Source organism: Catalinimonas alkaloidigena (genome assembly GCF_900100765.1).
In the GTDB taxonomy this organism is placed as follows: Bacteria; Bacteroidota; Bacteroidia; order Cytophagales; family Flexibacteraceae; genus Mooreia; species Mooreia alkaloidigena.
Genome location: NZ_FNFO01000014.1, coordinates 105076 through 119219 on the forward strand (window position 1 = coordinate 105076; position 14144 = coordinate 119219).

General features: G+C 56.1%; 6 protein-coding genes. 5 read left to right on the plus strand and 1 reads right to left on the minus strand.

The annotated features are described in order from the left end of the window. Nucleotides 1-3 precede the first annotated feature (3 nt). Genes BLR44_RS25985 through BLR44_RS26005 form a run of 5 tightly spaced genes read left to right on the plus strand, consistent with a single transcriptional unit; the run spans nt 4 to nt 8848 of the window. A complete protein-coding gene (locus BLR44_RS25985; protein WP_218127195.1) occupies nt 4-3033 on the plus strand; it encodes a SusC/RagA family TonB-linked outer membrane protein in 3030 nt (1009 codons plus the stop codon). 11 nt (nt 3034-3044) lie between these two features. Then, a complete protein-coding gene (locus tag BLR44_RS25990; protein ID WP_089687956.1) occupies nt 3045-4619 on the plus strand; it encodes a RagB/SusD family nutrient uptake outer membrane protein in 1575 nt (524 codons plus the stop codon). Beyond that, complete coding sequence (locus tag BLR44_RS25995; protein ID WP_089687959.1) at nt 4619-5851, plus strand: SusE domain-containing protein; 1233 nt, start codon at nt 4619-4621, stop codon at nt 5849-5851. Before BLR44_RS25990 ends, BLR44_RS25995 begins: the two co-directional genes overlap by 1 nt. A gap of 4 nt (nt 5852-5855) precedes the next feature. Beyond that, the gene (locus tag BLR44_RS26000; RefSeq protein WP_089687962.1) at nt 5856-7049 is read left to right on the plus strand and encodes a glycoside hydrolase family 76 protein; all 1194 of its coding nucleotides are present in this window, start codon (nt 5856-5858) and stop codon (nt 7047-7049) included. 23 nt (nt 7050-7072) lie between these two features. Next, entirely contained in the window at nt 7073-8848 is a 1776-nt protein-coding gene (locus tag BLR44_RS26005; protein ID WP_089687964.1) for a class I mannose-6-phosphate isomerase, read from the plus strand. Nucleotides 8849-8899: 51 nt separating this feature from the next. Here the strand turns inward: BLR44_RS26005 and BLR44_RS26010 are convergent, their stop codons facing one another. After that, nucleotides 8900-13945, minus strand: coding sequence for an RICIN domain-containing protein (locus BLR44_RS26010; protein WP_089687966.1), 5046 nt, complete (start codon nt 13943-13945; stop codon nt 8900-8902). Nucleotides 13946-14144 lie beyond the last annotated feature (199 nt).

Genomic DNA, 14144 nt, shown 5'->3' on the forward strand with positions numbered 1-14144 from the left:
CCTATGCATACACTAAGACTCGTATTTCTACTCATGTTGACCGCTGCCTCACTCCGCGTGTCAGCACAAGGCCGTACCCTTTCCGGCCAGGTCACCAGCGACGACGGCCCCTTGCCGGGAGCCACTGTGCTGGAGAAAGGAACTGCCAACGGGACCATCACCGATCTGGAGGGGCACTTTCAATTAAGCCTCCTGTACGACAGCAGTCAGTTTGTGATCGTGTCGTACGTAGGCTTTGACGAGCAAGTCATCGACATCACGAACCAGCAGTCCAACCTGGAGGTCCACCTGCAGTACAACCTCACGGAATTGCAGGACGTGGTCGTTGTGGGATACGGCACTCAGAAAAAAGAAAACCTAACGGGGGCGGTCGGCCAGATCGACTCAAAAGCCATCCAGGGCAAGCCTGTGGTCAATGCGTACCAGGCCCTACAGGGCGAAACGCCTGGACTCGTGGTGCAACAAGGCACGTCAGAGCCGGGCACCAATCCACAGATCAACATCAGGGGGTTGAGCACCATCAACGGAACTACGCCCCTCATTGTCGTGGACGGGGTCATCAGTTCGCTAAACAACATCAACCCCAACAACATCGCCAGCGTGAGTGTCCTCAAGGACGCCGCGTCTGCTTCTATTTACGGCTCCCGTGCTGCCAATGGCGTGATTCTGGTGACCACCAAATCGGGCGAAGCGGGCAAACCCAAGTTTACCTACAGTACGATGGTCGGCCTCCAGCAACCCACCAACTTCCCGAAAGTGGCTGACTCGTGGGAGTATGCAACCCTGCGGAACGAGGCCCTGGTCAATTCGGGCATGGCCCCGGCATTTACGCAGCAACAGATTCTGGACTACAAGGAACATGGCCCCAATGTGTCTCACTACCGATCCTTGTTTCAGGAGTACGCCCCGCAGAGCAGCCATGACCTTTCGTTGAGCGGAGCCGATAAGGGACTCAACTACTTTATGTCGCTGGGGTATTTATCTCAAAACAGTTTGTTCAAAGGACCGGATTACGGATACAAACGCTACAATTTCCGGATCAACCTGGACAAAGAAATCAGCGATCGGTTGAAAGTAGGCGGCCGTATCTCGGCCGTTCGCAACGACATAAAAGACCATGCCTGGTTTACCGAATGGCTGATCGAACCCACCGTCAGGACGCCTCCCCTTTATAACATCGTAGATGAGAGCGGCAACTATACGCTCGTCAGTGGCAGCAACGGCAATAGCCTGGCGCGCCTGGAAACCGGCGGGGGACGCCAGAGCCAGAACGACGAAGTGCTAGGCAACGTGAGCCTGGAATACGAAGTCGTGCCCAACCTGAAACTTAAAGGCGTGTTGGGGGGAAACATTACCAGCAACCAGACCCATGAGTTCAGGAAGTCCATTCAGTATGCGTATCCCGGTGGGGGCGATAACCAGAATTCGGTGTCCGAGCAGTACAGCCGGTCGCTCTACTTGAATCCCTACGTAACGGCCAATTACGTAAAGACGATTGCTGGAAAACACCGCATAGACGCACTCGTAGGTGCTTCTACCGAACGGTATCAAACCCGCTTTTTCGGCGTCACCGGCCTGGACGTGCCCGGCAACGAATTCGGGGTCATCAACAACGCCTCCGAGATCTTGCGGAGCGGCACCACCGGCTCGGCCAACGCGTGGGCAATCAATTCCTTCTTCGGCAGGGCAGGGTATGCGTTTGCCGATAAATACCTGCTGGAAGCGAACCTGCGTTACGACGGCTCTTCACGCTTTTCTAAGGAAAATCGGTGGGGCATTTTTCCCTCAGTATCGGCGGGCTGGGTGATCAGCCAGGAATCGTTTTTCAATGCCCTGGCGAGCGTCGTCTCCTTTGCTAAAATCAGAGCCTCGTGGGGACAACTGGGCAACCAGGATATCAACGACCTGTACGGCTACCAAAGCCTGGTCGGCGTATCCAGCAACGTCTATGCCTTTGGCAACGTGGGGGTGCCGGGCGCCTACTACTCCGTATCGAACGCCAACCGGACCTGGGAAACCTCTACCATGAAGAACCTGGGCCTTGACCTCTCTTTTTTCAGAAACCAGCTAGAGTTCACGTTCGATGTGTTTGACAACCTTACCGAAAACATCCTCCTGCAACTTCCGGTACCGGCTACCTATGGGCTGGGGCAACCCTATCAAAACGCAGGGTCCGTCAGGAACCAGGGGTGGGAAGCGTCGGTCCGGGTCCAGCAGAGCACCGGCAGTGTGCAGCATGCCCTCAGCCTCAACGTTTCCGACAACCTGAACGAAGTCGTGAACCTACAGGGGCGGGAATTCATTTCCGGCTTTGATGTGCAGAACATCCTGCGAGAAGGGTATCCCCTGTACTCGTACTACGCGCTCCGTTCGGACGGCTTTTTCAATTCAGCTGACGAAATCGCGGCCCATGCGACGCCCTTGTTTGCAACAAGCGTAAAACCCGGCGATATCAAATACATTGACCGAAACAGCGACGGCCAGATTGATTACGAAAACGACCGGTTCATCATAGGCAATCCGTTTCCCCGCTACACGTTCGGGGCCACCTACCGGGCCGACTGGAAAGGGCTGGATTTCTCAATTTTTGTGCAAGGGGTAGGCAAACGGCAGCAGTGGGTTCGGGGTGAGGTGGTAGAAGCGTTTCACAACAACAACGAAGGCCCCGTATTTAAGCAGCACCTGGATCGATGGACGCCGGTAAATACCGACGCAACCTACCCCCGCCTGACCGTGGGATCGGAATCGGTGAATAATGCGGCCCGGTCCGATTTCTGGATTTACGATGCACACTACCTGCGCCTAAAAAACGTGCAGATCGGCTACACTGTGGCATCCGGGCTGCTTTCCAAAATTCACGTAAGCAACGCCAGGATTTACCTTACCGGACTCAATTTACTCACATGGAGCCCCTTCAACATCGGCCTGGATCCGGAGGTGAGCGCCAGCCTGAATGGCGGCGGGGCCGCCTCCAGCGGTCGGGTGTACCCGGTCAGCAGAGTGTATTCCACCGGCCTTGAGATCACCTTTTAATCACAAGCGACATGAAAAAAATCACCACTTATTTTCTATGGGCCACCGGAATATTCCTGGCAGGTTGTTCAAAGCTGGACTTGGCCCCGTTGGACGCGCGCAGTGAGCTGACCTATTGGCAGACCGAGGAAGACGCCCGAATCTTTCTAAACGCGATCTATGCCGATTTGATGAGTGCAGAATCCTATTTGTTTCTGAACGCTCTTTCGGACGACGCCTACACGAAGGGCATGGAAAACTACCGAAACATCGCCAATGGCAACTACGATGCCTCGAACGGCGTGGTCACCGACCAGTGGCGGGTGCGGTACGAAGGGATCAGACGAACGAACATCTTTTTGAGCCACATCAACGACGTTACTCAATTGTCTGAAGCAGATCGCCTGGCGTATGGCGCACAGGCACGATTCATCCGGGCGTGGCATTACTTCTTTCTGTCGGAGTTATTCGGAGACGTCCCCCTGGTCACCGATGAGATCAGCATTGAAGAATCGCTGGTGCTGGAGAGAATGCCGCAACGCGAGGTGATCCGCTTTGTCTATGACGAGCTGGCGCTGGCCATCAGCCATCTTCCCGAAAGCTACCCTGCCGAGCAGCGCGGGCGCATCACGCGCGACGCCGCGACCGCAGTGGCCTCACGCATACATCTGTACCAGGGCGAGTATGAGGTGGCTTCTTCGCTGGCGACCCAGGTTTTGGGCCGCTATTCCCTGTACCCGGACTACGGTACACTTTTTAAGATGCCCCATGAGGCGAACGACGAGGTGCTGTTGAGCCTGCAGTACGTGCCCGTGGATCGGGAGCACAACCTCCAATACTCGCTGATCCCGCCAAGCCAGGGAGGATATGCTAATTTTTCGCCGCTTCAGGAGCTGGTCGACAGTTACCCGACCCTCAATGGCCTGCCCATCGACGATCCCGCCTCGGGATATGACCCGAATGCCCCGTATCAAAACCGCGACCCCCGGCTGTCGGCGACTGTTATCCACGACAACTATCTGTGGACTACCTTCGACGGGACGCAGGTGACCCTCCGCACGGTGCCCGGTGCCGAACCCGACGGGCTCAACTTTTCTTCCAACGCAACACCGACCGGCTACTACGTCGCTAAGTATTATGACCCCGAAGCCCGAAACCTGGTCAACTCCGGGTTGGACCTCATTCTGGTACGTTACGCCGAAGTGCTGCTCAACTATGCCGAAGCGAAGATCGAGCTGGGAACCTTCACCGAACAAGACTGGAACCTGACGATCGGGGCCATTCGTGAACGCGCCGGCCTGACCGCGCAGGCACTGGATTTCCCCGGCACCGATCAGGCCACCCTCCGGCGTATCGTCCGAAACGAACGAAGGGTAGAACTGGCATTCGAAGCGGGACACCGCTTCTTTGACATCCGCCGGTGGAACACTGCCGAAGAAGTGCTCAACGGCTGGGCACACGGGATGCAAACCAACGCTTCGTCTGAAGACGGCGGGTACCATCGGGTGGATTTCAGAACCTTCGATCCTGCGAAGCACTACCTGTGGCCCATTCCGCAAAGCGAAAGAGACCTCAACGACAACCTATCACAAAACCCCAACTGGTAATGAAACTTATAAAAAGACCTTTTGTCGTCTGGCTGGCCCTGCTCGTTGTCTGCGCCACCGCCTGTCAGCAAGACCCGTATACTTTGGAAACCGACATTGTACAACTTGGGTCGCTGGAGGCCCCCAGCAGCAACAGTGCCATCTTGATCAATCCTGAAAAGGACAGCAGCGTGACCTTCAGCTGGTCCTCAGCCCAGGCGGCCGACGGGGGGCTGGTGCTCTACAGGGTGCTGTTTGATGTCGAGGGAGGCGATTTTAGTCATCCGATCTATGCGCTTCCTGCCGACAACAAAGGCGGCAGGAACGCCCTTACCCTGAGTCCGGTCTACCTGAACATCATCGCTTCCAAAGCGGGCATCAAACAGCTCGAAACCGGAAAAGTGAGCTGGACCGTCGAGGCGTCCAGTGGCTACCACCTCACGCGCTATACCGAGTCGATGGATCTGGTCCTGACCCGTCCGGAAGGGCTCGCCGAATTTCCGCGCTTCATGTACATTTTTGGCGAGGCTACCGAAGCCGAACAACTTACCGAGGGCGTGGCCTTCAAAGAAATCAGCCCGGAGCTGCCCACCGACGAAATCAAGCCCGGCGTGTTTGAATCCATTACCCTGCTCAAGGCCGGAGACTACTTCATTGCCGATGCCAATCACCCCGATTCGACGGTCCACTATTACTACCTGAACGAAGAGGGCAAACTCAGAAGCGGCCAACAGCCTACTGCATTTACGTTGCCCGAAGGGGTCTATCGGGTGCGGATGAACCTTTCGTTGGCCACCGTCACCTTCGAAGCCATGTCTGCCATCGAGTTGTACATCCTGGCGAACCAGACCACCAAAGCCACCTTGACCTACGTAGGCGACCATACGTTTCGATCCACCGAAGGCTACTTCGATTTCCTGACGACGGGTGCGCCGGAGGCTCCCGATTGGCTGGGCTGGGAAGAAGAACGATACCGGTTCAGAGTGACGATCGGAGGGCAGGAATCGTACCTGGGCAGCTACCACAATGCAGACATGAACGGGTCGCTGGTAGAAGGTCAGCAGGTGTATAACGTACGACCCGACGGGCAGGAGCCTGCCAGTTACTATTTTACCTACTTTTTGGGCCCGGACGCAGAGTACTGGCAAGGTGCCTGGAAATTTGCGGACTCCTACAACGGTGCGCCTTTTACGGTTAGCGTGGTGTTTGATCCCAAAGCCGACCATTACTATCACGAATTTAAACGGAACTAAGGCGATGATCAAGGCTAACTTGCTGAGCGTGGGACTTACCGCGCTCCTGTACCTGTGCGGATGCAAAGAACCGGTGGACGATCAGATCAGTGTAGCGGTGAACCCAGACTCGACTCCCGTTACGGGCCCGACGCACAAAGAGAAAGCCAGGGAAGTTTACGATTTTATCCAGGCGCACTACCGGATCGGGAACCTCTACAAGGAAAATGTACCCGAACAAGCCGGAGACAACAACTATTGTTACCTCTGGCCTTACGTCGGCATGCTGACGGCCGGCAATGTGTTGTATGCACTGTACGACAATCGCGCGCTACTCGATAAAGAATTCGAGGGACTGGAGGCGTTCTACGACGATCGCGACTCGTTACCCGCCTACCAGGCCTACCCCGTAGCGGAGACCTCGTCGGACCATTTTTACGACGACAACGGGATTGTTGCCATGGAGCTGATCGAGGCGTACCGGTTGACAAAGTCGCAGAAATTTCTGGACAGGGCGATGGCCATCACCCGCTTCATCATGTCAGGAGAAGATGACCGGATGGGAGGGGGGCTCTACTGGTTAGAATCCGTGGCGCAGCACTGCACCGCCGGCCCCAATTGCATGAAGGCGGCCAACACCAGCGCCTATGCCAGTTACGTCACCAGCGAATTGTACAAAGAGACCCGCGAGGGCAAGTACCTTTCGTTTTCGAAACGGGTCTACCACTGGCTCTACACTACCTTGCGCGACCCCTCTGACAACCTTTACTGGAACGACATCAACATCGGCACCGGTCAGGTGAATCCTACCAAATGGACTTACAATGCGGCGATGATGATCATGGCGGGCGTCAATTTGTACGAGATTACGCAGGAAGCGAAGTACCTGGAACACGCCATTGCTACCGCGCGGTCTGCTCATGCTAAATTTACCCGGGTCACTCGCGATCGTCTGTTTTACCAGACGAACGACCCCTGGTTTAATGTAGAATTGATGAGTGCCTTCATCAAACTAGCTGCCTACGACGCCACCGCCAAACAGTACGTAGACGTATTTATTCACAATGCTGATTACGCCTGGGAACATGCCCGCACCTCCGACGGACATTTTTACGAGGATTGGTCGGGAAATGCGCCAGGGCGGTACTACTGGCTGTTGCATCAGGCCTGCCTGATTGAAGCGTACGGCCGGGCGGCGATCTTTAAGGGAGAGAACTAAAAAACGAAATGATACAAGAATCGATGTCTAAACTCATCCCGGTAGCGCTACGGGAAACTTCACAACACGAGCTACCCGTTTCGAAAGCAACCTCTCCCGCTACGTACGACATATACCCTACGCATCCGCTCGGAGACGGTCTGATTTTCGAGGGCTACGATACACTGGCCGCGGCCCTGGCTTCGTACCACTGCATCCGGATCGAGGGTTACGTGGGCATCCGCTTCGACCAGGTAAAAGATCGCCTGACAGCCGCTTTTACCAAGCAGGGGGTGGTGCCCACCTGGGTTCAGGTAGAAAGGGCGCTGAAGCCGGAAGTGTGCATTGATGCCCTCATCGCGCCCTACCTGGGTGGTGATGATCCGATCTTCGGCAGGGTTGCCCACGCCTTGGCACTGCAGGACTTTTTTGAGCAGGACCAACTAGACTCCCTGGCGGCTGATCGCGCCGACGGACCCGTGATCTATTACGGGATCGGCGCTTCGTTAGTGCCGGTGGAGGGTAAGCTTGTTTTTTTTGAAATCAGCAAAAACGAAATCCAGTTTCGGTCCAGAGCGGGTGCGGTACGGAACCTGGGCGCTTCGCAGGCGGATGATCCCAAAACGATGTACAAGCGTTTTTACTTTGTCGACTGGATCGTCCTGAACAAGCACAAGAACGCGCTCAAAAATGATATAGACTTCCTGGTGGACGGCCAGCGCACCGAAGAAATCACGTGGATGCGAGGCGATGCCTGGCGCGAAAGCATTAAACGTATCGTCACTTCTCCCATCCGAGTACGGCCCTGGTTTGAACCCGGTGCCTGGGGAGGTCAATGGATTAAAAACAACATCGAAGGTCTGGAAGAGGACGTAGTGAACTATGCCTGGTCTTTTGAACTGATTGTGCCGGAGAACGGCATCCTTCTGGAAAGCGCAGGGCTGATGCTGGAGCATTCGTTTGATTTCCTCATGTTTCATGCAGGTGATGCGATATTAGGGAAGGATTTTAGCACGTACCGGTATGAATTTCCGATTCGGTTTGATTTCCTAGACACCTTCGATGGGGGGAACCTTTCGGTGCAATGCCATCCACACCAGGCGTACATCCACCAGCACTTCGGGGAAAAGATTACCCAGGAAGAAACGTATTACATTCTTGACTGCAAGGACGAAGCTGAGGTATATCTTGGGTTTCAGGAAGGCATTACGCCGGCTGTGTTCAAAGAGGCATTGGAAACCAGCCAGCGGGAAAAACAGGAACTCGACATCAAGCAGTTTATCCAGACGTTTAAGTCACACAAGCACGATTTGTTTCTGATTCCCCCCGGGACGATCCACAGTTCCGGGAAAGACAACCTGGTCTTGGAGATAAGTGCTACGCCTTACATCTACACCTTCAAAATGTACGACTGGTTACGGCTCGACCTGGAGGGCAATCCCCGACCGCTCAACATTGAAAGGGGCATGGAGAATCTGGTCTTTGAGCGATCGGGCACCCGTGTGGCGTCGGAGCTAATCGCCAAGCCCCACCTTGTCGAACGTACTCCGGAGTGGGAATTGCAACATCTGGCTACGCATCCGGCACATCTGTATGACGTGCATCGGTTTTATCTGAAAACAGAAGTACAGGTACGCACCCACAACCAAGCACACGTCCTGAGCCTGGTGGAAGGCCAGAAAATCGCCGTAGTGACTAAGAATGGTACTACCACCTTTTCGTATGCAGAAACCTTTATCATTCCAGCGGCTACGGAAGTGTATACTCTTAAAAACTTATCCAAGGATCCTGTTCTTGTCGTCAAGGCATTTAGTAAGTAACGTGCACGCGGGGTTTAATCAGAGCTTAAACCCCGCGTGCACGTGCTTTTACTACGGTTTGACCAGCTTTTGCGTAGGCTGCCCTTCCGACTGCAGGTAGTAGACCCCGGTAGGTAAGAACGCTACTGGCAAGACGGCTTGGTCGGTCATGCGCCATTCGCCTACGACTACACCCAGGGTGTTGTACAAGCGGACGGTATGGGTCCCTTCCCAGGCGATGTTCAGGTGGGTGGCAACGGGGTTGGGGTAGACCTGCCAGGAGGCAACGTTTGCCGCCGGACGGGTCGTGCCCGCCTTCCGGCTACTCTGGCAGTTGGACGCCGTAACGCCATAGCCGGAAGGCGCACTGCTTTGGGTGGAGAGGTAGAGCTTGTCCAGGTTGGTATTGGGTTCGCGGTACCCGATGTCGAGGGTGTTCACGCCCGCTGCCAGGGCAAAGGCCCCGCCGTCTTTCGGGTACCAGGTATAGCCGGTACCCGTAGGCGACTGCTCCCAGAGCATCCATTCCCCGCCGTTGATGCGCACCCAAAACGAATTACGGTTGGTGGTCATGGCCCGGATGCGCCCGAACAGGTAGTACTGACCTGCCTGGTCCAGGATGAACTGAAAGCGGAGGCGATCGGCCACCTGATCGGAAGGTGTGTACAAAGCGCTCCCTTGCCGGGTCATTATGCTGCCGTTCGACGCCAGCGAGCTGGCTACTTCCGTCCACTGGGTGCCCCCCTGCGCGCACTCGGCTTCCAGCCACACGTCTTCGGAGGCGACGGGTGGCGGCGGCGGTGGGGTACTGCAATTGAGGGCGATACCACCCAGGCCGGTGGGGGCTTCCGTTTCCGAAGTCACGACCAGCTTGTCGAGGTAGGTGCGGGGCTCGCGGTATTCCACATCGATTGTATTCGTGCCGGCCGGTAAAGCAACCGCGCCTTGTTTGATTTCGGTCCAGAAGAAGGCGCTGCTCACAGGCACCCCCCACTGCATCCAGTTCTCGTTGTTGATGCGTACCCAAAACGAATTATGGCTGGAACTGATGGCCTTCACCCGCCCGAAGATGTGGTAGGTGCCCGTCGTCTCAATTTCTACCGTGAACCGTACCCGGTTGGCTGCCTGGCCACTCGGCGCACTGCCGTATCGATTCAGCATCGTAACATACTGGCTTTCAGATGCATCGACGGCGTTGCCAGGCTGCCAATGGTTGCCGACTTGGGCACACTCGGCTTCCAGCCAATACTGCTTGGTGACCGGCGGCGGGGGCGGTGGGGTACTGCAGTTGAGGGCCGTTTCTCCCAGCCCAGCGGGGGGCGTAGCCGAAGGGGTGATCACCAGCTTGTCCAGATAAGTACTGGGTTCGCGGTATTCCACATCGATCGTATTCGTGCCAGCCGGTAAGGCAATCGCGCCTTGTTTGATTTCGGTCCAGAAGAAGGCGCTGCTTACCGGCAGGCCCCACAGTACCCAATCGCCACCGTTGATGCGTAGCCAGAACGAGTTATGGTTGGAGCTGACCGTCCGTACCCGTCCGAAAACGTGGTACGTCCCGGCTTCGTCGACCTGAAAACTAAAGCGTACCCGGGCTGCCGCTTGCCCACCGGGAGCACTTCCGTAGCGATTTTGCATGGTAACGTATTTACCCTCTGAGGCATCGTCCGCACTTCCAGCCAGCCAGTGGCTTCCTACTTCGGCGCATTCGGCTTCCAGCCAGAGGGCGGTTTCGGCAGGGGGAGGTGTGTAGGGTGCAACGGTGATGCTTACTTCATCGGAATCGGCAGCGCCCTGATCGTCCGTGACCGTAAGCACCAGGGTATGGAGTCCCTCGGCCAGTTCCAGGGTAGGGTTCACCCCTGTCGCCAGGGTGGTCGTGTCTTTCTTCCAAACGTAGCGGATAAGGGTGCCGTCTTCGTCGCTGGAGCCGGATCCGTCGAGTGTGACCGATGCGCGCCCATTCGGACCCGCTCCTACGGTTTGATCCGGCCCGGCGTCCGCTTGCGGAGCGATGTTGGTCGGGGGCGGGGCGCACGCCGTCGTGATTTCTGCCAGCGAGCTACAACCGGCGGCGTTGTTGCTTATGGTAAAATCGTCGGCATTGGCAAACTGCTGCACGACACAACAAGTGGCTAGCGAGGCGTTCCCGCTGAGGGTAAGGCTGGTGAGGTGCGGCGCCTGTTGCAACGCGCTGATGTCCGTCAATCCGTCGTTATCCGCAACGACGACTTTGCTTTGGTCCAGACTGTCCAATCCCGCCAAACTGGTCAGGCTGGCGTTGGCAAGAATAATCAGCCGCGCCGACTTGCCTGAGGTCACTTTTTTCAGGCCCGTCAGGTCGGTTAGTTTGAGATTATTGAGGATGGTTACTTCGTTGTCTGGGGCCAGGGGAGCCATGTGGGCCAATCCGGTGAGCGAAGCCAACAGGGGGTTATTTTGGATGGTTAGATTACCGACCGAAGTAATGTTGTCCAGGCCTTCCAGCGACGTCAGTTGGGTACCGTTGATCTGCAGCGTGCCTCCTACCTTCTTGAGACGTCGCAACGGACGGAGGTCGGTAATCAGGTTGCCGAAAATGGTCAGGTTGCCGGTCACTTCACCACACGTAAAGGCATCGACCTGCGCCTGCGTGACCAGGGTTACGTCTCCGCTACACACCGGGGGCGGCGTGATGGTGATCTTCACCGTGTACGGCGTGACGTAATTGGTTCCTGTGTAGCGAAGGCGATAAAAATGCGTGCCGGGTGCGGGGGGCGGGAGGTCCAGCCGGTGGGTCAGGGTACGCTCGCTACTGCTGCCCGGCGTAAGGCCCGTGGCGGGCTTGGTGGCCACCGGCTGGAACGTGCCCCCGGCGCCGGCCACGCTGTCCTCAATGATGTAGCTTGCCAGACTGTTTTCCGCCCCGACTACCCATTCGAGGCGGGCCGTTTCGTTTTGTTTGCTTCCGGAAAACGAGTAAAGCACAAAGAAAACAGGAGGAAACCCGCAGCCGTCGAAGTTGGGAAGTCGAGGTTCCTCGATGCCGCCTCCGTACGTCTCTTCCCATTCCCGGTACAGGTTGGGGGCGCCCAAAATGACGTCCAGGTCCTGAAGAAGCCCGATCCTATCCAGTTCGTTCGTCCCCTTCATAATTTGATCGACCCAGACCGGTTGGCCGGCACGAAGGGTCTTGAGAGCAATAGCGTCCTTGTAGTCGGTCAGGTTACGCACGGCGATTACCTGTTGAGATAAAATCATCGAGGCCATTGCTACTACCGCCACCACGGCCACGGCGCTACTAACACTGCTTATTGCGCTGGCCACTGCAGAAGCATTGCTTTGTGCCGTAGTCGCCAGGCTTAACTGGGTTGCGGCGGATGCAATCTGTTGAGGCGTAGAGAAAAACTCAAGATTTGAGGTCACCAGCGTAAAGTTGGATAGAGCCGACGCATACGCCGCACTTGTGAATGCCGTAGCATTCATCAGCGTAGTAAGAACCAATGCCGTGGCCCCTGCTGCCGCTACGCTGCCCCCCAAGGAAACCAGCCCTTGGTTCGTGTAGCCGAAGGTACGGGTAGCGCGTGCGTACTGTTCCATCAAGGTGATTTGTGCACCGGCGGCATGATACGGGGCGGGCGGGGTGAAGTCGGTGGGATTGGGAATTTCCAGAAGATCGCTCATCGTACCGCCCACGTGTCCCTGGATGAAGGCTGTCCAGGCATCGTTCAACGCTTTTGCGTACTCAAGGCGAAGGCGACCCGCCTCTTGCTCCAAGTAAACGACCAGCGTTCTTTCCGCCTCGGTCCAGCTAGCGCGTGGCTTGTTTACCAGGTACCGTAGCACGTACTGGCGTACAGCGTAGGCGACTTCCACCCGATGGCCGGGATTAGTAGGTTTGAAATTCGCAAGAGCGTAATCTACATTACTTGTTCCCGGACCATAATCGTAACGATCGAGTTGTGCCAGGGCCTGTCGCACAAGCGGGTACAACAGAACGTTACGGGGTAAACCGATGTAGTACAGCAGCTCTTCCTGTTTTAACGAACAGTTGCTGGGATTGTAGAGGTGGGGTGCGTAGGTATCGGCTTGGTTCAGGTGAGCAAAGTCACCTTCTTTGGGGACCATATCGGCTACGTCGTTGCGCACCAGATGCCAGCGCACGCCCGCGGTGGTTACTACCGTCTGGTAGATCGGATGACCACTGGCGGCTTCGCCCCGCGAGCTCATGTAATAGCCGGTAGCCTCATTTTTTAGTTTGATGGTAAATTCGTCCGGCTCCAGTTTCCAGACACTTCGGGCATTCAGATGCGTACTGTCTACCGTCATTAACGCCGCCCCGGCTGCATCGGAAGGAGCACTCAGGTACTGACCGGTCAGGTAGTTCCGTATGTGGTAGTAGTTGTTATAGCCGTCGTTCCGCACGTAGATAAACAGCCACATGCACGACAAATCTGACTCCAAAATGTGTTTGACCGGCGCTCCGTTGACTTTCTCGCCCAGGTCGCTGATGTAATCGCCATTGTTGATGCCCATCAGTACATAGCGCGTCACCGCAGAGGTAGGGATCGCCTGCGTGAACGTAAACTGCTGCTCATCGTTGGCATAGATGCCACCAGGCCCCGGCGTAAATGTTCGTGCAAAGACGATCCCGGTGGTGGTATTGACCGTGACCCGCAGGTTAGTACCAATGCGCGGCTTGATGGACGGCCAGCCGGTGGTGACGTCGAAGGGCAGAAGCCGGAAATGCTGGTAGTGGCTCTCCTGCTTATCGCGCAGCACAATCGGGTGTCCACTCTGGTCGGAAACGAGCGTCAGGTATTTCCCGCTCTTGGCATGCCGGATGTAAAACCATTGTTTGTCAGATTCGCCTTCCTCGTCCAGCGCAGCTTCGATGACAAACTGGCTTGAGTGCTCATAATCTAAAGCCGATTGCACCACGACCTTGTCGCCATTCGTGGAAATCATGGCGCCGGTAGCCTGATTGGTAATCCACCAGGCTTTGTTGACGAGTTTGGCTTTGGTAGGCTGTTTGAAGTCGTTGGAAAAGCCAGAGTCGACCCATTGGGCCTGTACTCCAGGGATACCAGACCCGAAAACCAGCACTGCGGTCAGGGCACAGAAGGAGAAAAAATGTCGCATACGTAGTTGAGTTTGGGAGTAGAAGCAGGGTGCGTGGCCTTGCGAAGACGGGCGGTAACACGGCGTTTTCCGGCGTGATACGAGTCTGTCTTGAAACCTCGTGCAACGAAGATAGAAGGGAGCGGGGGAGAGGTCGTGCACTATTGTTCCAAACTTGTATACTGGTGTAACACGCATGTAACGTGCTGACATACAGTGT

Coding starts and splice junctions, on each gene's coding strand:
- BLR44_RS25985 (WP_218127195.1), top strand. CDS start 4: ATGCATACACTAAGACTCGTATTTCTACTCATGTTGACCGCTGCCTCA.
- BLR44_RS26005 (WP_089687964.1), top strand. CDS start 7,073: ATGTCTAAACTCATCCCGGTAGCGCTACGGGAAACTTCACAACACGAG.
- BLR44_RS26010 (WP_089687966.1), bottom strand. CDS start 13,945: ATGCGACATTTTTTCTCCTTCTGTGCCCTGACCGCAGTGCTGGTTTTC.
- BLR44_RS25990 (WP_089687956.1), top strand. CDS start 3,045: ATGAAAAAAATCACCACTTATTTTCTATGGGCCACCGGAATATTCCTG.
- BLR44_RS25995 (WP_089687959.1), top strand. CDS start 4,619: ATGAAACTTATAAAAAGACCTTTTGTCGTCTGGCTGGCCCTGCTCGTT.
- BLR44_RS26000 (WP_089687962.1), top strand. CDS start 5,856: ATGATCAAGGCTAACTTGCTGAGCGTGGGACTTACCGCGCTCCTGTAC.